The following is a 21,255-nucleotide window of genomic DNA, read 5'->3' as shown; positions in this document are numbered from 1 at the left end:
GGTACTCCATCAATCGACGTTCGCCTCGAGTGGAAATGCGGAGTCCATGACGTCCTCCCAGAGCGTCGGCAGCTTCGGGATGTCGGCGGCCGCGACGCGCGCCATGAGCTCGTCGCGGGAGGAGACACCGAATTTCCGCACGTACGCGCGCAGGCAGTCCGGGAGAGAAAACAAGAACATCAGATCGGTGAGCTGCATCGAGCGAATCACGAGCATCGGGTGCGGCGCCTCGAGCGGGCGGTAATCGGGGTTGTGCAAGCCGGGCTCGGGGCAGCCGGGATAGAATTGTCCTATCATCAAGCCCTTGGCAGTGATCTCGGGCTTCAGCGCCTTTTGCACGGGGTCGATCAGCACCGGCCCGCCGTCGTCGGGCAGCTCCGGGAACAGGACGAGGATCGCGCGGAATTCCCGGCCGACTCCGGTGGTGGGCTGCAGCGTCGACAAGCGCGCAGCAAGCGCGCGCAGCACCGGTTCCACGGCGGCCTGGCGGAGCTCGCCCTGGTACACATGAAAGCGGATCGACCGGAAGCGGGTCAGGGCAGGTCCGACGAACGGACACACGTGGCCTTTGCGACCGATCTGCGGATTCGGCTTGGCGATGGAGCTCTCGAGCCAGGCCAGCACCTCGAAGAGCTGCGCGCGGGCGTTTGCCGGCAGACCTGCGCTCTGGTCGACGAGCTGCTCGGCGCTGATCAATACAGGCTCGCTGGCCAATTCCTCAATTCTCGGGCTCATGTGCGTTCCATAGACCGAATACGGCCATACTCCATGGTGATCACTCGATCCGCACAGTGGAAGAATCGGTCGTCGTGGGTGACTGCAATGACCGTCTTCCCTCGCTGCTTCAGCGCCGGCAAAAGCTCTTCATAGAAGTACGCGCGGAACTCGGGGTCCTGATCGGCGGCCCATTCGTCGAACACGCAGATGGGCCGGTCCTCGAGGAGCGCCACGATCATGGCCAGGCGCTTGCGCTGTCCGGTGGAAAGATTGCGGTTCGTGAAGCCCTTGTTCTCGAACGACGTCTTCTGCTGCAGATCCATCTGCGCGAGCAGCCGATGCACGGCCGCCGGGTCGACGTCGAGCAGCCCGTAGAGCTTGGCGAACAGGTGGAAGTCCGAATAGATCGCCGAGATCTTCTCCCGGTACGCGGCGACGTTGCTGGAATCGATGCGTATCCCGCCGACCAGGAGCTCACCGCCCGTCGGCGGATACAGCCCCGTGAGCACCTTGAGGGCCGTCGACTTGCCGCTCCCGTTCCCGCCGACGATGAACACGACCTCGCCCTCCGCGATGTCGACGTCGAGGGGTCCGATGCGGAACGCGCCATCGCCGTCCTCGGAGACGTATTCGAACTCGATGCCGCGCCCTGCGATGACGCCGAATCCACTTTGCCACGCGTCCTCGACGTCCAGCGCGATTCGTGTCTCCTGGATGGCCTTGTCGAGCTTTTCCTCGAGCGTCCGCGCTCGGTCCAGCGCCACATTCGAGCGGATGTATGCAGGCGCCCCCGTGATCAGCACGGTCATGGGCCCCCAAAGGAACAGGATGGCCGCGACGATGCCGACCAGCGCAGACGATTCCACGTCGATGTGCTGTGGAATGACGAGGACGATGACGCCGAGCAGCGCATAGAGGTTGCCGCTGGCGAAGATGAAGTTGTCACTGTTCATCTCGCCGGACTTCAGGTTGAATCCCCGCAGCGCCTCCGACGACTGCTCGATGTCGGTGCAGATGTCGCGACCGCGCCTTCGGCTGAGCTTGACCTCCTTGAAGCCCTTCAGCAGATCCGTGAGCAGATCGAAGAATGCGACGCGGGCATCCCCGAGGCGCTGCAAATAGCGCTCGAGCTCCTTGGCCCTCTCTCGGTACGTCGAGTAGCCGATGGTGAGCAGGAACGTGATGGCAAGAAAGGTCGGCAGGGAGATCCAGGCGATGTACAGCACCGCAAACGCCAGGATGATGGCCGCTTGCAAGAAGGCCGATATCAGCGGCCCGTAGTTGGACACGACGCTCAGGTTTTCCGTGATCCCGTCGTGGATCTCCGCCGTGCCGATGCGCTCGACCCCCTGGATGTCCGCCTTCTCGAGCTTGTCGACGATCCTGATCTTGATCCGGTGCAGCGCCGATTCCACGACGGTGGCCGTCCGGTAGTACACGTATTTCGCGCTGAGATAATGGCCAACGACGACGAGCGCGAAGAGGCCGGCCGCGAGCAGCCCCGGGCGCTCCGACGCGCTGGCGACGACGTTCGCCCCGATGAGCACGAACATGCTCGTGGCTCCCGCCAGGCACGCCGCCACGAGGATGCGACGGCGCTCGCCTCCCGCCTCCTGGGTGATGAGGTCGACGATCGTCAAGGCGCATCCGTGCGGGTGGTCGCCTGGACCTTCCCGTAGCTCAGCTTGATGACGCGGTCCGCGCAATGAAAGTAGCGATCATCGTGGGTGACGGCGATGACCGTCTTGCCCCGGCGCTTCAGCGCGGGCACGAGCTCCTCGTAGAAGTACCTGCGGAATCCAGGATCCTGGTCGGCGGCCCATTCGTCGAATACATACACGGGGCGGTCCTCGAGCAGCGTCATGATCGTGGCCAGACGCCTGCGCTGGCCGGTCGACAGAGCGCGCCGGGTAAATTGCTGCGCCTCGAAAGAGGTCTTCCCCTGGAGGCCCATCTCCGCGATCAACGCGCGCACCGCCCCCGGCTCCGCGTCCAGCATGCCATAGAGCTTGGAGAAGAGGTGGAAGTCCGAATAGATCGCCGAAATCATCTCGCGATATGCCGCCACGTTCTCCGGCTGGACGAGGACACCGCCGACGCGCAGCTCTCCGCCGCTCCGCGGGTAGAGCCCCGTGAGCACCTTGAGCAGCGTCGATTTGCCGCTCCCGTTCCCACCGACGAGGAAAACGACCTCGCCCGGCTCGATGTCGAGGCTCAGGGGGCCGACGCGGAAGCTCTTGTCTCCGTTGCCTGTGGGATACTCGTACACGATATCGTGTGCCTCGAGGGTGCCGATGCGACCGTTCCACGGATCCTCGGTCTTCTGGACGGCCGCTCGCTGAACGGCCTCATCGAGCTTCCCCTCCAGCGTCCGGATCTGCTCGAATGCGACGCTGGATCGAAACACCGCATTGAGCCCTCCGGCCACGCTGGTGAAGGGGCCCCACACGAACGCGGTGCACGTGACCAGGCTGGCCATCGTCTGCGTATCCACGTCGATGTACCTGGGCAGGGTGAAAACGACCGCCCCGAGCAAGATGTACAGGACGCAGTTGGGCATGACCAGGACGCCGCTGAGCCCGTCGGCCGTCCTCACGGCGCCGGTGCGGAGAGATTCGGCCATCCCCACGATATCGTCGTGGATCTCGCGGCCACGCCGGCGGCTGAACTTGGCTTCTTTGAAGCCCTTCAGCAGATCCATCACCCTTTCGAAGAACTCGAGCCGCAGCTGCCCCATCTGGCGCAGCACATCCACGACCTCTTCGAATCTGTATTGAACGATGAAGAATCCGAACACCAGCATGAGCGCGATCAGCGCGAAGGCTGGAAGCGAGATCGTCGCAATGTAAATGAGCCCGAACACGAGGACGAAGAGCGCCTGCAAAAAGCTCCCGAGCACCCACCCTTGCTCCGACACGACGGACATGTTCTCCGTGACGCGGTCGAAGATCTCTGCGGTCCCGACGCGCTCGAGCCCCTCGAGCTCCGTTCGCTCGATCTTCTCGACGATCCTCGTCCGAATGCGGTGGAGCACAGCCTCGACGAGGGACGTCGTCCGGTGGAACGTCGATCGAGCGCCGAGGACGTAGACGGCCATCGTCAAACCGAACAGGAAAAGCGCCCGCACGTCCGCCTTCTCCGGGGACCCGGCGAGGACATTGGCGCCGACGAGGAGGAGCGCGTTCGCGATGCCCGCCATCGTCGCGACGGCGAGAATGGCAGCCCGCTGCCCCTTCGCCTCCTCGCGGAGGAGGTCTAGGACGTACATTGCTGCCCCGCGATCAAGCGAGCATCCACGCCCGTGGAGGCGCCCCCCTCGCATGCGGTCGAGGGGCCCGAAGGCGCGTCCCCGAATGCGTCGTGCGAGGTGCAGTGTGCGAGGAGGCGTCGCAGCGACGAGAGGACCCCTTCCGCGATCCTCTCCACTGTCGATTTTTCGTAAATCGTGGGACTGTAGCTCCACGTGAGCCGCAGGCGCCCTTGCATCACGATGCCACTCAATACGAGCTCATGGAACAGCGCCATGTTTGGGCTCGCGCTCGTATGCTCCGTCCCCGCGAACTCCCAGGCCGAGCCTGGCTCGTGCTGCCCGAGATAGTTGAACAGCACCGGCATTGGCACGGTGAGCGACGCGCGTGCGGCCTCGTCCGGGTGCGCATACCGCAGCCATCCGTATCCCACGCCGCGCCCCGGCACCGACCGGAGCTGCTCCTTCACGCCATTCAGCAGCGCAGCAGGCTCTCCCCCCGGAGGAACTCGCAGCGAGAGCGGGAACAGCGACGAGAACCACCCCACGGTGCGGGACACGTCGACGTCCTCCACCAAGGGCTCGCGACCATGATGCTGCAGCGCCACGCAGACCGTATCCGTCCCGGAGGACGCGCTCAATCCCTCTGCGAGCGCCGATAGCAGGACCGCATGGATCTCCGTCCCACCCGCCGATCCCACGTCGTGGAGGAGCGCGCGGGTCTCCGCCGAAGGCAGTTCCACCTCCAGGGTCCGGCTATCGCCGAAGGTCCCCACCGCGCCGTCGCGGCCCTGCGCGCCAGGCGTCCCGCTGCGGGCGCATTGCGTCTGCCAATACGCGAGCTCCTCCGATAGGCCACCGCCCCCGACAAACGCGTGCAATCGCTCGGACCACTGGCGAAGGGACGTCGTCTTGGGTCCGAGATTCGGTGTACGCCCAGCGCTCAGCGCGTCGCAGGCGCGCTCCACGTCCTCGCACACGATGCGCCATGACACGATGTCCGTGACGAGGTGGTGCATGGCGAGGAGCAGCCGCGCCCCGCCGTCGCCCAGATCCACCCATGCAGCGCGGAAAATCGGGCCGCTCGACAGGTTCATGCCTCGTTGCAGGACCTCCGCCACCTTTTTCAACGCGGCATCACGAGCCGAGGGCGGAAGCGACGACATGTCGACCCGCTCGAGCCCCAGGGTCGCCCCCTCCTCGTGCTCCTGCACCCACCCGGCGTCGGTGCGACGATATCGGAGTCGCAATGCGTCGTGCTGCTCCGCCAGAATCCGCAGCGCCTCTGCGACGACTTCTGGCGAAACCGCGGACGGCGGGGTCCACGACATTGCCGGACAGAAATGATGGGCGTCCACGGGATCGCCATCCAGGAACCAGTGCTGAATCGGCGTCAGCGGGACCGTCCCGGTCACGGCGCCCTGCTCCGCGAGGACCGCGCTCTCTCGGCGCGTCGCATGCGCGAGCTCCGCCACCGTCTGGTGCGCGAAAAGGTCGCGCACGGTCAGGTGGAGGCCGGCTCGTTTGGCGCGCCCAACCACCTGAATCGCGAGGATCGAGTCCCCTCCGAGCGTGAAGAAGTTATCGTGGGTCCCGACGGGCGAGATCTGCAGCACTTGCGACCACAGCTCGGCGAGCGCGCGCTCCGTCTCGGTCCGCGGCGCCACGTACGAGGTCTCCACCGCGCCACGCGTCATTTCCGGCGCCGGCAGCGCCTTGCGGTCCACCTTGCCGCTGGGATTCAGCGGCAACGCCGCCAGCCGCACGAATGCAGAGGGTACCATGTACGCGGGCAGCGAGGCCAGAAGGTGCTCGCGCAGCGCGCCCTCCGTGCATTCGCCTTCCCCGGGCACCACATACGCAACCAGCCGCTTGTCGTCGGGCGCGTACTCCCATGCGACCACCGCGCACGCTCGCAATGCCGGGTGGGACGACAGCACCGCCTCGATCTCCCCGAGCTCGATACGGAAACCTCGGATCTTCACCTGGTGATCGATGCGTCCGAGGAACTCCAGCTCTCCATTCGCGTCCCACCGGGCGAGGTCACCCGTGCGGTACATCCGTGCCCCGGGCACATTCGAGAACGGGTCAGGGACGAAGCGCTCCGCGGTCAGCCCGGGGCGCCCCAGATAGCCGCGAGCGAGCCCGGCGCCCGCGATATACAGCTCCCCAGGGATGCCCACCGGGACCTGCATCAAATGGCGGTCGACCACGTGGAACTGCGTGTTCGCGATACCTCGGCCGATCCGGACGTAGCTCGGCTCGGCGCCGACGTGATATTGCGCAGACCAGATCGTCGTCTCCGTCGGCCCATACACGTTCCTGACCGACGATGCCCGGAGTGCGAGCTTGGCCGCGAGATCCGGCGTCATCGCCTCTCCGCCGCACAGCACCTGCAGGGGCCTTCCGCCCTTCCAGCCGGCGTCGAGGATCATGCGCCACGTCGCAGGCGTCGCCTGCATCATCGTCGCGCGCTCCAGGGCGCTCACCAGCGCTTCCCCATTGCTCACGTCTTCCTGCGACGCGAGGTGGACCGACGCTCCCCGGATCAAGGGCATGAACAGCTCCAGCCCGGCGATATCGAAGGACAGCGACGTGACGGCAAGCATCGCGTCCCGGGGCCCGACCGCCATCGTTTCGGCGAAATCGTGCAGCAGGTTCTTCAGCGCGCCGTGCAGAACCTGGACGCCTTTGGGCCTCCCCGTCGAGCCCGACGTGTAGATGACGTAAGCCGTGTTTTCCGGCCCTACCTGGATATCGGGAGGCGTGAGGGGCTGCTCCTGCCAAGGAGGTGCGCTCGTATCGAGGTGCACCGTCACGGCCTCGTGCGCAGATAGCCTGTCCTGCAAGCGCTCCTGGGTGAGCAGCACCGCGGGCCGCGCGTCCGTCAGCATGTAGGCCAGCCGCTCCCGCGGATAGCCGGCGTCGAGCGGCACGTACGCGCCGCCCGCCTTGACAATGCCGAGCAGCCCCACCACCATTTCCAGCGAGCGCTCGACGCATAGCCCCACCCGCACCTCCGGACCCACGCCCAGCGCGCGCAGGTAATGGGCCAGCTGATTCGAGCGCTCGTCGAGCTCTCGGTAGGTGAGCTCTTGCTCGTCGAATAGCAATGCCACCGCGTCGGGTGTCCGCGCGGCCTGCTCCTCGAAGAGGTCGTGAATGCACTTGCCCTCGGGATACGCCGCCGCCGTATCGTTCCACGCAGCGAGCTGCCCGCGCTCCACCTCGGTCAGGAAGGCAAGCTCGGACAGGGGTTTGTCAGGGTGCGCCACCGCGTCGAGGAGCAAGGTGCGCAGGTGCTCGCCCAGCCGCTTCGCCGCGACATCGTCCACGCGTGTCGTGTCATAGGCCAGGTGGACGCCGGTCCCCTCCGCGTCATGGACCACGGCGAACACCAGCGCGTTTTTTGCGGTTGTCACACCGGGGGACACCGCTTCGAGGAGCGGCGACCACCCGGCCGCGATCCCGGCGTGTGGCGCCGATACGTCGAAGAGGAGCACGTCGTACAGCGGATTCTCATCGCCGTGCCTGGACAACCCCTGGTCCTGCACCACCACGTCGAACGGCAATGCCTGATGCTCGTGGACCTCCACGGACGTGCGCTTCGCCATCGAGAGGAGCTCGCCAAACGTCGGGTCTCCCGAAAGGCCGGTCCGCAGCACGACCGTATTCGTGAAGAAGCCCAGGAGGTTGACCGCGCCCGGCACCTCGCGGTTCGCGATCACCGCGCCCAGCCCGAAGTCCTTCTGGCCACTGTAGCGCGACAGAACCGCCGTGAGCACCGAATACCACGCCATGAACGGCGTACAACCGTAGTCACGCGCCAGCGCATGCAGCGCGCGGCTCGCATCCGCTGGAATACGGAGCGTCACGCTCGCTTCGGGGCCTGGGCCGCTCCCCGAAGCGGGGCGAAGAATGGGCAACTGGAGCCGCGGCACGCCCGCGAGTTTGTCTTTCCAGTACGAACGCGACGCCCCGAGACCGCCTCCGGTCAGCGCATCCTGCTCCGCCCGTGCGTAATCGGCGAACTGGTACGAGAGCGAAGGCAAACTCGCAAGATCGCCGCGGCAGCACGCCTCGTACAAGCACGAGAGCTCGGAGAGCAGTACGCCGCTGGACCATTCGTCGGTGACGATGTGGTGTTGCAGGAACAGCACGACATGGTGCTCGGCCGCCGTGCTCACGACGAGCACACGCGTCAGCGGTCCGGCTGCGAGGTCGAAACGAACCCCGATCTCGGCCTCCAGGAGCGCGCGCAATGCGGCTTCCCGCGATGCCTCGGGCAGCGCCGAGACGTCCTCCACGCGCACCGGGATCGACACGCTCTCCGCGACCACCCGCCTCGGCACCCCGTCCACCTCGGGATACGTCGTGCGCAGGATCTCCTGCCGCTCCGCGAGCAACGTCACGCTCTTTCGCAGCGCCGCCTCCGAGAGCGCGCCTCGAAGGACGAACATCTGCGGGACCTGGTACGACAGCGCTTCGGGCGAGAGTTTGTCGACGAACCACATTCGTCGCTCGGTCCCCGAGAGGCCGGCGTACGCAGCCTCGGCCGCGCCGCGCGGGGCGGGAGAGAGGGCGGCCACGGGGGCCGATTGCTTCTCCGTTCCGTCCAGCGACGCTGCCAGGGCCGCCACCGTCGATTGCTGAAACAGCGTCGCCACGGTCAGCCCGAGCCCGAGCCGCGCCTTCACCGCGGACACGAGTCGCACCGCCAAAAGCGAGTGACCGCCGAGCAGGAAGAAGTCGTCGTACGCGCCGATGGGCCGCACCTCGAGGAGCTCTTCCCATAGGGCCACGAGCGCGCGCTCCGTCTCGGTCCGCGGCGCCACGTACGAGGTCTCCGTGCCGCTCATCGCCTCGGGCGACGGCAGCGCCTTGCGGTCCACCTTGCCATTCGCGGAGAGCGGCAGTTTGTCGAGGAACACGAACGCCGACGGCGTCATGTATTCCGGCAATCTCGCGCGGATCCACGCCCGCAGATCGCCTGCCGTGCACGCGCCCCCCTTCGCCACCACATACGCAACGAGGCGCTTGTCCCCCGGCGTATCTTCACGCGCCACGACCACGCACGACCCCACCGCGGCGTGCGAGCCGAGCGCTGCCTCGATTTCGCCGGCCTCGATCCGGAACCCTCGGATCTTCACCTGGTCGTCGGCGCGACCCAAGAACTCCAGCTCTCCCTCCTCGTTCCAGCGCGCGAGATCCCCGGTGCAATACATCCGGGCGCCAGGCTCCTTCGAGAACGGATCCGGGACAAACCGCTCCGCCGTCATGCCGGGACGATTCAGATAACCACGTGCCAGGCCCACGCCCGCGAGGTGGATCTCCCCTGCCATTCCGATGGGGACCGGCCTCTTCGCGCCATCGAGCAAGTAGATGTGCACGCCATAGATCGGTCGGCCGATCGAGAAGCTCTCCGGCCGCTCGGGATCAAAATACGCCTGCGCTCCGAAGATGCTGAACTCGGTCGGGCCATAGGAGTTCAGCACGTTCCGACCCTTCGCCCACTGCGCCGCGAGCCCGGGCGACGCCGCATCGCCCGCCAGCGTGATATGCCGCAGATGCGGGGCGTGGCAGTTCAGCACCCGCAGCATCGCGGGCGGGATGAACGACACCGTGATCCCACGGTTCTCCAGGCACTCTGCAATGCCATCGACCGCGCCATAGGCATTGCTCGGGAGCACGCACGCGGCGCCGTTGCACAGCGATATCATCCAGTCGATGATCGCACCGTCGAAAGCCACCGCCGCGCTCTGCAGCACGCGGTCGCTCGGATGGATCACGAAATGCTCGCGCTGGAATACCACACGCGCGGCCAGCCCCCGGTGCTCGTTGACCACCGGCTTGGGTTTGCCCGTGGAGCCCGAGGTGAACACCACGTAATTCGCATGCTCCGGCCTGACGCCGCTCTCGGGGGGCGTCGCCGGCTGCGACGCCCATTGCGCCGCGTCCGCGTCGAGCCGCACCACGGTCACGCCGGGCGCCGTGAACCGGTCCTCGAGGCTTTCGTGCGTCAGCAGCACCGGCGCATGCGCTTCGGAGAGCAGGAGGGAGAGCCTGTCCGCCGGATACGCCGGATCCAGAGGCACGAACGCTCCGCCGGCCTTGAGGATCCCGACCAGGCCCACCACCATGTCGAACGACCGCTCCACGCACAGCGCCACGCGCACCTCGGGCCCGACGCCGAGGCTGCGAAGGTGGTGCGCCAGCCGATTCGCTTGCGCCTCGAATTCCCCGTACCTCAGTTGCCGGCCGTCCTGCTCGAGGGCCACGGCCTCCGGCGCCTTCGCCGCCTGCTCCGCAATGAGCTCGTGAATGCACCGCGCGGCGGGGTCCACCTTGGGCGTGTCATTCCACGCGGCGAGCTTCTCCGTTTCCTCTTCGGTCAGAAGATCCAAAGCCGACAAACGTTTGTCCGGGTGCGCCGCGGCATCCGTCACCAGCGTCCTCAAATGCCCGCACAACCGCTCCGCTGCCGTACGCGAGACACGCCTCGTGTCGTACAGGACCTCCACGACCGTCCCCTCGGCCGAGTGCTGCACGGACACGGCGAGCGCGTCCTTCGCCGTCGTCATGCCCTCGTGCGCCGCATGAACGACGGGCGACCAGCCGGCCGCGGCTCCGGTGGCCTTCGGCGTCACCTCGAAGAAACCCACGTCGAACAGCGGGTTCTCTCCGGCCTGCCGTGAGAGCCCCTGATCCTGCACCACGACGTCGAATGGCAGCGCCTGGTGCTCGTACGCGTCCAGCGACGTCCGCCGCGCACGCGCGAGCAGCTCTGCAAACGTCGGGTCTCCCGAGAGGTCGGTCCGCAGCACGACCGTATTCGTGAAGAAGCCCAGGAGGTTGGCCGCGCCCGGCACCTCGCGGTTCGCGATCACTGCGCCCAATCCGAAGTCCTTCTGGCCGCTGTATCGCGAAAGGACCGACGTGAGCACCGCATACCACGCCATGAACGGCGTACAACCGCAGTCACGCGCCAGCGCATGCAGCGCGCGGCTCGCATGCGCTGGAATGCGCAGCATCACGCTCGCTTCGCGGCCTGGGCCGCCCCCCGAGGCGGGGCGAAGAATGGGCAACTGGAGCCGCGGCACGCCCGCGAGTTTGTCTTTCCAGTACGAACGCGACGCCCCGAACCCGCCTCCGGTCAGCGCATCCTGCTCCGCCCGTGCGTAATCGGCGAACTGGTACGATAGCGGCGGCAAACCCGCAGATTCGCCCCGGCAGCACGCCTCGTACAGGCGTGAGAGCTCGGAGAGCAGTACGCCGCTGGACCATTCGTCGGTGACGATGTGGTGTTGTAGGATGAGCACGACATGGTGCTCGGCCGCCGTGCTCACGACGAGCACACGCGTCAGCGGTCCGGCTGCGAGGTCGAAACGAACCCCGATCTCGGCCTCCAGGAGCGCGCGCAATGCAGCTTCCCGCGATGCTTCGGGCGAGACGTCCTCCACGCGCACCGGAATCGACACGCTCTCCGCGACCACGCGCCTCGGCACCCCGTCCACCTCGGGATACGTCGTGCGCAGGATCTCCTGCCGCTCCGCGAGCAACGTCACGCTCTTTCGCAGCGCCGCCTCCGAGAGCGCGCCTCGAACGACGAACATCTGCGGGACCTGGTACGACAGCGCCTCGGGCGAGAGTTTGTCGGCGAACCACGTCCGCCGCTCGGTCCCCGAGAGCTCGGTGTACGCGGGCTCGGCCACGCCACGCGCGGCGGGAGAGAGGGCGGCCGCGGGCGCCGATCGATTCTCCATCCCGTCCAGCGACGCAGCCAGGGCCGCCACCGTCGATTGTTGAAATAGCGTTGCCACGGTCAGCTCGCGCCCGAACGTCGCCTTCACCCCGGACACCATGCGTATCGCCAGGAGCGAGTGGCCGCCGAGCAGGAAGAAGTCGTCGTGCGCGCCGACGGGCCGCACCTCGAGCAGCTCTTCCCATAGGGCCACGAGCACGCGCTCCGTCTCGGTCCGCGGCGCCACGTACGACGTCTCCGCCGCGCCGCGCGTCGCCTCGGGCGATGGCAACGCCTTGCGGTCCACCTTGCCGCTGGGGTTCAGCGGCAGCGCCGTCAGCCGCACGAATGCAGACGGCACCATGTATTCCGGCAGCGTCGCCCCCAGGTGCTCACGCAATGCGCCCGGCGCCCACGCCTCCTCGGCCGCCACCACGTACGCGACCAGCCGCTTGTCGCCCGACGCATCCTCCAACGCCACCACCACGCAAGCGCGCACCGACGCGTGCGCAGCTAGCGCCGCCTCGATTTCGCCGAGCTCGATCCGGAATCCGCGGATCTTCACCTGGTGGTCGATGCGGCCCAAAAACTCCAGCTCGCCGTCCTCGTTCCAGCGCGAAAGGTCGCCCGTGCGATACATCCGCGCTCCCGCCTCGGGCGAAAACGGATCCGGAACGAACCGCTCCGCCGTCAGCTCAGGGCGATTCAGGTAGACGCGAGCGAGCTGCACGCCCGACAGATACAGTTCCCCCGCAACACCCACGGGCACCGGGCGCAGCTCGTCGTCGAGCACGTAGGTCCGCGTGTTGTCGATCGGACGCCCGATCGGCACCGGCCCCTCTTCCTCCGGCCGGCAGGCGTGGCTCGTCACGTCAATGGCGGCCTCGGTCGGACCATACAGATTGTGGAGCTCGCCCTTGCTCCCCGCATACCAGGACGCACGCAGGTGCGCCGGCAGCGCCTCGCCGCTCGTGAACACCAGCCGCAACGACACGCGCTCCCGCGGCTCCGTCGCCTCCAGGAACACGCCGAACATCGACGGCACGAAATGCGCCACCGTGACGCCACGCTCCTGGATGAGCGCGGCCAGATAACGAGGATCCTTGTGCCCCTCGGGCGCCGCAATCACCATGCGGGCGCCCTCGAGCAGCGGCCACCACAGCTCCCAGCCCGACACGTCGAACGACAGAGGCGTCTTCTGCAAAATCCCGTCGCTCGCCTTCAACCCGTACGCGCGCTGCATCCAGCGCAGGCGGTTGTCGACCCCGCGATGCGTGTTGAGCACCCCCTTCGGCCGACCCGTCGAGCCCGACGTGTAAATCACATAAATCGCGTTGTCCGGCCCTACCGGAACGTCGGGCCGCGTGACCGGATGCTCCTGCCAGGCGGCCGCGCCCGCATCGAGGTGTACCGTGACAACCTCGTGCGCAGGGAGCCTGTCCTGCAAACGCTCCTGGGTGAGCAGCACCGCGAGCTGCGCGTCCGTCAGCATGTAGGCCAGCCGCTCCCGCGGATAACCAGGGTCGAGCGGCACGTACGCGCCGCCCGCCTTCAGGATGCCGAGCAGCCCCACCACCATCTCCAGCGAACGCTCGACGCAAAGCCCGACCCGCACCTCCGGGCCCACGCCCAGCGCGCGCAGATGGTGGGCGAGCTGATTCGAGCGCTGGTCGAGCTCCCGGTAGCTGAGCTCTTGCTCGGCGAACACCAATGCCACCGCGTCCGGCGTCCGCGCCGCCTGCTCCTCGAAGAGCGCGTGAATGCAGTGTTCCGGGGGGGACGCCGCCGTGGCATTCCAGGCAGCGAGCTGCCTGCGCTCCGCCTCGGTGAGGAGATCGAGCTCGGACAGAGGTTTGTCCGGGTGCGCGATCATGTCGAGGAGCATGGCGCGCAGGTGCCCCCCGATCCGCGCGACGTCTTCTTCGCGAAGCACCGCGGGATCCCACATCGAGTGCAGGTCGAGCGTCTTGCTCACCACCACCGCAATGGCGAGCGGATAGCTCGTCTGCTCGAAGCTCCGGAAGCTCACGATCGGCAGGACCTCGGCCTGCTGCGCAGCTTCGTCCACCGGGTAGTTCTCGAAGACGAGGAGCGTGTCGAACAGCGCGCGGCCGCCGCCCACTGCGCACGATCGCTGCACCTCGTAAAGCGGGGTCGCCTCGTGGGCGCGCAGCTCGGCCTGCTCGGCTTGCAGCCGCTCGAGCCATTCGACCACGCCCTCCGCTCCCGACCAGCGGGCCCGGAGCGGCAGCGTGTTGATGAACAGGCCGACCATCCGCTCGATGCCGGGGATGGGCGCGCTGCGGCCGGAGGTCGTCATGCCAAAGACGACATCCCTTCGTCCCGCATAACGGCCGAGGATCTGCGCGAGCGCCCCCTGCACCACCGTGTTCACGGTCAGGCCGTGCCGTCGCGCGAATGCCGTGAGCTCCGCGGTCTCGACGGCGGTCAACGAGGCAATACGATTCGCGTGTTCCCGCGTCGCCTCGGCGTGCATCACCTCGGGCGGCGAGAAAGGCAGCCGCGTCGGCTCCTCGACGCCGGCCAGGTAATCGGCGAAGAACGCTGCGGCCGCCTGTTCATCCCTCGTCGCGAGCCATGCGATATAACGTTCGTAGGGCGCCGGCTCCGGCAATACGAGCCTGCTCCCGCCGCGAAATGCGGCATAAGCGGCCTGCAGCTCGCCGAGCACGACCGGCATCGACCAGCCGTCGGACAGGATGTGGTGTGTGGTCTTCAGCATCCACGTCCGACCTCCCGGCATCCGCACGAGCGCGACACGCGCGAGCGGCGCGCACGTGAGCTCGAAGCCCGCGGCGCGCTCCTCGCGCTGCAGCGCTTCCCACCGCGCCTCCGCCTCGGCCGCGTCCAGGGACGACCAGTCGTACCTCGGCATTGCGAAGGAGACGCTGTGCCGCACCACCTGCAGCGGCTCCGGGACCCCCTGCCACACGAACGACGTGCGGTACACCGCATACCGTGCGAATACGGTCTTCCATGCGCTCTCGAGGGCCGCGGCGTCCACCTCGCCGCCCAGCTCGAGCGCAAGCTGAACCGTGTAGGTCGGCGATTCCGGCTCACGCAGAGCGTGAAACAAAAGCCCTGCCTGAAGCGGCGAGAGCGGGTAGACGCTCTCCACGCCGCGCAGGGTCCCGAAGAGGCCGTCCAGCGCCTCTTGCCCGAGCCGCGCGAGCGGGAAGTCCGAGGGCGTGTATCCAAATGCCTCGCCCGACGTGCAATGGGCGATGAGCCGTCGTAGCGAAGCGACGAACCGTGCCGCGAGCTGCTCCACCGTGGACGCGTCGTGCACCACGGGGCTGTACGTCCATTCGAACCGCAGTCGTCCCTGCCAAACCCCGCCGTTCACCGCCAGCGTGTGCCACAGCCTCATCCGTGGGCTCGTGTCGCTCCCCGTCGACTCGCCCGCCGGCCCGAGCAACCCTCGGCCCTGCGCCGCCATGTCGAGCTGCCCGAGGTAATTGAACACCACGGGCGAATCGACCGACAGCGAGGCACGCACCGCCGCGTCCGGATGCGCATATCGCAGCCAGCCATATCCCACGCCTCGGCTCGGTACCGACCGGAGCTGCTCCTTGATCCCCTTCAGCAGCGCCGCAGGATCGGCGTCATCCGGCACCATCAGCCAGACCGGGAACATGGCCGTGAACCATCCGACGGTGCGGGACACGTCCACGTCCTCGACCACCGTTTCGCGCCCGTGCCCCTCCAGGTCGACGCAGATGGTATTCGTCTTGCAAAACGCGCTCAGCGCCAACGCGAGCGCCGAAAGCAAGACGTCATTGATCTCGGTGCGGTAGGCTGCGCTCACGCCGTGCAGCAGCGCTCGGGTCTCCTCCGCCGAAAACTCCACGTCCACCGTGCGGCTCTCGCCCACCGTGCCCGGCGCCGCCTCGCGGTCGAGCGGGAGCGGCGCCACGCCGCGCGCGCATTGCGCCTGCCAGTAGCCGAGCTCCTCCGACAGGCCGCCGCCGGCCACGAATGTGTGCAGCCGCTCCGACCATTGCCGGAACGAGGTCGTCTTGGCGGCGAGCGCGGGCGTTTGTCCGGCCATCCGAGCCTGGCAAGCGCGCTCGAGGTCCTCGTGCAGAATGCGCCACGACACGCCGTCCACGACGAGGTGGTGCACGACGAGCAGGAGCCGCGTCCCTTCCTCGCCGAGATGAAGCCACGCCGCGCGGGCGACCGGGCCCGTGAAGAGCGACAAACCTCCTTGCAACGTGTCCGCCACGTTCTGCACGGCGGCCTTGCGTGCCGAGGACGGCACCGCCGAGAGGTCCACCCGCTCGAGCGGCAGCGCCACCTCCTCCGCATGGGTCTGCACCCACCCGGATTCCGCGTGGTGATATTGCAATCGCAGCGCGTCGTGTTGCCGGAGCACGACCTGCAAGGCCTCCGCCACGGTCTCGGGCGACAGCGTGGACGACGGCGTCCACATCATCGCCTGATTGAAATGATGGATCTCTTCGGGATTCTTGCCCAGGAACCAATGCTGGCTCGGCGTCAGCGAAGCCCTGCCGGTCACCGCGCCCTGCTCCACCAGAGCTTCGCTCGAGCTGCGCGCCGCCTGCGAAAGCTCCGCGACCGTCTGGTGCACGAACATGTCGCGCACGGTCAAGTGCAAACCGGCGCGTTTGGCTCGACCCACCACCTGAATTGCGAGGATCGAATCGCCTCCGAGCGCGAAGAAATTGTCGTGGATTCCCACGGGCGTGGCGCGCAGCACCTCCGACCAGATCTCCGCGAGCGCTCGCTCCGCATCCGTGTGCGGCGCGGCGTAGGCCGCCTCCGTGGCCTGCCGCGTGTCTTCCGGCGCAGGCAGCCGCCTGCGGTCCACCTTGCCGTTCGGCGAGAGCGGCAGCGCGTCCAGGAAGACGAAGGCCGACGGGATCATGTAATCGGGAAGCCTGCTTTGCAGGTGCTCGCGCAACGCGCCCGGCGCGGCCGCGCCGTCCTTCTTCACGACATACGCAACGAGGCGCTTGTCCCCCGACGTATCCTCACGCGCCACGACCACGCACGACCCCACCGCGGCGTGCGAGCCGAGCGCTGCCTCGATTTCGCCGGTCTCGATCCGGAACCCTCGGATCTTCACCTGGTCGTCGGCGCGACCCAAGAACTCCAACTCCCCCTCCTCGTTCCAGCGCGCGAGATCCCCGGTGCAATACATCCGGGCGCCAGGCTCCTTCGAGAACGGATCCGGGACAAACCGCTCCGCCGTCATGCCGGGACGATTCAGATAACCACGTGCCAGGCCCACGCCCGCGAGGTGGATCTCCCCTGCCATTCCGATGGGGACCGGCCTCTTCGCGCCATCGAGCAAGTAGATGTGCACGCCATAGATCGGTCGGCCGATCGAGAACCTCTCCGGCCGCTCGGGATCAAAATACCCCTGCGCTCCGAAGATGCTGAACTCGGTAGGGCCATAGGAGTTCAGCACGTTCCGACCCTTCGCCCACTGCGCCGCGAGCGCGGGCGACGCCGCATCGCCCGCCAGCGTGATATGCCGCAGATGCGGCGCGTGGCAGTTCAGCACCCGCAGCATCGCGGGCGGGATGAACGACACCGTGATCCCACGGTTCTCCAGGCACTCTGCAATGCCATCGACCGCCCCGTAGGCATTGCTCGGGAGCACGCACGCGGCGCCGTTGCACAGCGATATCATCCAGTCGATGATCGCACCGTCGAAAGCCACCGCCGCGCTCTGCAGCACGCGGTCGCTCGGATGGATCACGAAATGCTCGCGCTGGAATACCACACGCGCCGCCAGCCCCCGGTGCTCGTTGACCACCGGCTTGGGTTTGCCCGTGGAGCCCGAGGTGAACACCACGTAATTCGCATGCTCCGGCATGACGCCGCTCTCGGGGGGCGTCGCCGGCTGCGACGCCCACAGCGACGCGTCCGCGTCGAGCCGCACCACGGTCACGCCAGGCGCCGTGAACCGGTCCTCGAGGTTTTCGTGCGTCAGCAGCACCGGCGCATGCGCCTCGGAGAGCAGGAGGGAGAGCCTGTCCGCCGGATACGCCGGATCCAGAGGCACGAACGCTCCGCCGGCCTTGAGGATCCCGACCAGGCCCACCACCATGTCGAACGACCGCTCCACGCACAGCGCCACGCGCACCTCGGGCCCGACGCCCAGGCTGCGAAGGTGATGCGCCAGCCGGTTCGCCTGCGCCTCGAATTCCTCGTACCTCAGTTGCCGGCCGTCCTGCTCGAGGGCCACGGCCTCCGGCGCCTTCAACGCCTGCTCCGCAATGAGCTCGTGAATGCACCGGGCGGCGGGGTCCACCTTGGGCGTGTCATTCCACGCGGCGAGCTTCTCCGTTTCCTCTTCGGTCAGGAGATCCAGATCCGACAAACGTTTGTCCGGGTGCGCCGCAGCATCCGTCACCAGCGTCCTCAGATGCCCGCACAACCGCTCCGCTGCCGTGCGCGAGACACGCCTCGTGTCGTAGAGGACCTCCACGACCGTCCCCTCGGCGCCATGGCGCACGGTCACGGCGAGCGCGTTCTTCGCCGTCGTCCCGCCCTCCGGCACCGCACCGAGCAGCGGTGACCAGCCGGCCGCGGCTCCGGTGCTCGGCGGCGTCACCTCGAAGAAGGTCACGTCGAACAGCGGATTCTCTCCGGCCTGCCGCGAGAGCCCCTGATCCTGCACCACCACGTCGAATGGCAGCGCCTGGTGCTCGTACGCGTCCAGCGAAGTCCGCCGCGCACGCGCGAGCAGCTCCGCAAACGTCGGGTCTCCCGAAAGGTCGGTCCGCAGGACGACCGTATTCGTGAAGAACCCGAGAATCGCCTCGGTCCCAGCGACCTGGCGATTCGCGAGGACCGCGCCGAGGCCAAAGTCCGTCTGCCGGCTGTACCGAGCCAGCACAGCGGCAAGGGCCGCATACCAAGCCATGAAGGGGGTCGCGCCGCTTTCGCGCGAGAGCGCCAGCATTCGTCGGCTCGTCTCCCGCGACAAATGGAGCGAGACGCACCCTTCCGGCCCCGAGCCCGCACCCGAGGGAGGATACATCATTGGCAGGTCGAGCCGCGGTACGCCGGAGAGAGCGTCCCTCCAGTACGCGCGCGACGCCGCGAGCCCATCGCCGGCGAGCGCCGCCCGCTCTGCGCGCGCGTAATCCGAGTATTGGTCGACGAGGGGAGGCAGCGCGGCCGTCCCCCCGCAGCGCGACGCCTCGTACAGGGACGAAAGCTCCGCGAGCAAGATCCCCCAGGACCACTCATCCGTGATGATGTGGTGCTGGAGCACGACGACGACATGCCTGTCCGCAGCCGTCTTCACGGCCAGGACCCGGGTCAACGGGCCACGCTCCAGGTCGAAGCGGGTCCCGACCTCCGCGGCGAGCAGCGCCCGCAATGCGGCGACGCACTCCTCTTCGGGCAGGGACGAGACATCCTCCACGCGGATCGGAATGAACACGTCGTCCAACACCCGCCGCCTTGGCGTGCCGTCCACCTCCGGATACGTCGTGCGAAGGATTTCGTGGCGCAATCCCAGCGCACGCACGCTCTCGTGAAGCGCCGGCTCCGAGAGTGCGGACGCCACCTGGAATACGTGCGGAATTTGGTACGATCGTGCTTCGGGCGACAGCTTCTCCAAAAACCAGATGCGCCGCTCCGTGCCCGACAAACCCTCATGCGGAGCCTCACCCGCCGCGCGCGGCGAGAGGCTGATCTGCGGCGCGAATGCCGATCGCTCCGATGTCGTGTCCCAGAGCGCTGCCCATGCCTCGATCGTCGGGTGCCGAAACAGCGTCGCTACGCTCGGCGCGCCCCCGAGCCGCGCCTCGACGGTGGATACGAAGCGAAAGGCCAGAAGCGAATGGCCGCCGAGCAGGAAAAAATTGTCTCGGACCCCGATGGGCCGCACGTGGAGCAGCTCTTCCCAGATGGCCACGAGCGCGCGCTCCGTCTCGGTCCGCGGCGCCACGTACGACGTCTCCGCCGCGCTGCGCGTCGCCTCGGGCGACGGCAGCGCCTTGCGGTCCACCTTGCCGCTGGGATTCAGCGGCAGCTCCGTCAGCCGCACGAATGCAGACGGCACCATGTATTCCGGCAGCGTCGTCCCCAGGTGCTCACGCAATGCCCCCGGCGCCCACGCCTCCTCGGCAGCCACCACGTAGGCGACCAGCCGCTTGTCGCCCGACGCATCCTCCAAGGCCACCACCACGCACGCGCGCACCGACGCGTGCGCGGCGAGCGCCGCCTCGATTTCCCCAAGCTCGATCCGGAATCCGCGGATCTTCACCTGGTGGTCGATGCGGCCCAAGAACTCCAGCTCGCCGTCCTCGTTCCAGCGCGAAAGGTCGCCCGTGCGATACATCCGCGCTCCCGCCTCGGGCGAAAACGGATCCGGAACGAACCGCTCCGCCGTCAGCTCGGGGCGATTCAGGTAGCCGCGAGCGAGCTGCACGCCCGACAGATACAGTTCCCCCGCAACACCCACGGGCACCGGGCGCAGCTCGTCGTCGAGCACGTAGGTCCGCGTATTGTCGATCGGACGCCCGATCGGCACCGGCCCCTCTTCCTCCGGCCGGCAGGCGTGGCTCGTCACGTCAATGGCGGCCTCGGTCGGGCCATACAGATTGTGGAGCTCGCCCTTGTTGCCCGCATACCAGGACGCACGCAGGTGCGCCGGCAGCGCCTCGCCGCTCGTGAACACCAGCCGCAACGACACGCGCTCCCGCGGCTCCGTCGCCTCCAGGAACACGCCGAACATCGACGGCACGAAATGCGCCACCGTGACGCCACGCTCCTGGATGAGCGCGGCGAGATAACGCGGGTCCTTGTGCCCCTCGGGCGCCGCAATCACCATGCGGGCGCCCTCGAGCAGCGGCCACCACAGCTCCCAGCCCGACACGTCGAACGACAGGGGCGTCTTCTGCAAAATCCCGTCGCTCGCCTTCAACCCGTACGCGCGCTGCATCCAGCGCAGGCGGTTGTCGACCCCGCGATGCGTGTTGAGCACCCCCTTCGGCCGACCCGTCGAGCCCGACGTGTAAATCACGTATATCGCGTTGTCCGGCCCTACCTGCGCGTCGGGACGCGTGACCGGATGCTCCTGCCAGGCGGCCGCGCCCGCATCGAGGTGTACCGTGACAACCTCGTGCGCAGGGAGCCGGCCCTCGAGGCGCTCCTGCGTGAGCAGCACCGCGAGCTGCGCGTCCGTCAGCATGTAGGCCAGCCGCTCCCGCGGATAACCAGGGTCGAGCGGCACGTACGCGCCGCCCGCCTTCAGGATGCCGAGCAGCCCCACCACCATCTCCAGCGAACGCTCGACGCAAAGCCCGACCCGCACCTCCGGGCCCACGCCCAGCGCGCGCAGATGGTGGGCGAGCTGATTCGAGCGCTGGTCGAGCTCCCGGTAGCTGAGCTCTTGCTCCGCGAACACCAATGCCACCGCGTCCGGCGTCCGTGCCGCCTGCTCTTCGAAGAGCGCGTGAATGCACTTGCACTCGGGATACGTCACCGCCGTGTCGTTCCACGCCGCCATCTGGCGCAGCTCGTCGCTCTCGTCGTGCAT

The 21,255-nt window shown here is 67.6% G+C and carries 4 protein-coding genes; all 4 read right to left on the bottom strand.

The window, feature by feature from the left end:
- Positions 1 to 9 precede the first annotated feature (9 nt).
- Genes QHF85_RS06100 through QHF85_RS06085 form a run of 4 tightly spaced genes read right to left on the bottom strand, consistent with a single transcriptional unit; the run spans position 10 to position 21,255 of the window.
- Positions 10 to 735, bottom strand: coding sequence for a DUF6875 domain-containing protein (locus tag QHF85_RS06100; protein ID WP_281326109.1), 726 nt, complete (start codon positions 733 to 735; stop codon positions 10 to 12).
- Complete coding sequence (locus QHF85_RS06095) at positions 732 to 2,357, bottom strand: cyclic peptide export ABC transporter (protein ID WP_281326108.1); 1,626 nt, start codon at positions 2,355 to 2,357, stop codon at positions 732 to 734. The genes QHF85_RS06100 and QHF85_RS06095 overlap by 4 nt, the downstream gene beginning before the upstream one ends.
- Complete coding sequence (locus tag QHF85_RS06090) at positions 2,354 to 3,985, bottom strand: cyclic peptide export ABC transporter (protein WP_281326107.1); 1,632 nt, start codon at positions 3,983 to 3,985, stop codon at positions 2,354 to 2,356. The genes QHF85_RS06095 and QHF85_RS06090 overlap by 4 nt, the downstream gene beginning before the upstream one ends.
- A complete protein-coding gene (locus QHF85_RS06085; RefSeq protein WP_281326106.1) occupies positions 3,973 to 21,255 on the bottom strand; it encodes a non-ribosomal peptide synthase/polyketide synthase in 17,283 nt (5,760 codons plus the stop codon). The genes QHF85_RS06090 and QHF85_RS06085 overlap by 13 nt, the downstream gene beginning before the upstream one ends.

The organism is Polyangium sp. 6x1, from assembly GCF_029946515.1.
Classification (GTDB): Bacteria; Myxococcota_A; Polyangia; order Polyangiales; family Polyangiaceae; genus Polyangium.
The sequence above is the reverse complement of the archived record's forward strand: the minus strand, read 5'-3'. Positions and strand labels throughout refer to the sequence as shown.

Bases quoted from the DNA above. Each gene is read 5' to 3' on its own strand.
- QHF85_RS06100 (WP_281326109.1), bottom strand. From the start codon at position 735: ATGAGCCCGAGAATTGAGGAATTGGCCAGCGAGCCTGTATTGATCAGC.
- QHF85_RS06085 (WP_281326106.1), bottom strand. From the start codon at position 21,255: ATGCACGACGAGAGCGACGAGCTGCGCCAGATGGCGGCGTGGAACGAC.
- QHF85_RS06090 (WP_281326107.1), bottom strand. From the start codon at position 3,985: ATGTACGTCCTAGACCTCCTCCGCGAGGAGGCGAAGGGGCAGCGGGCT.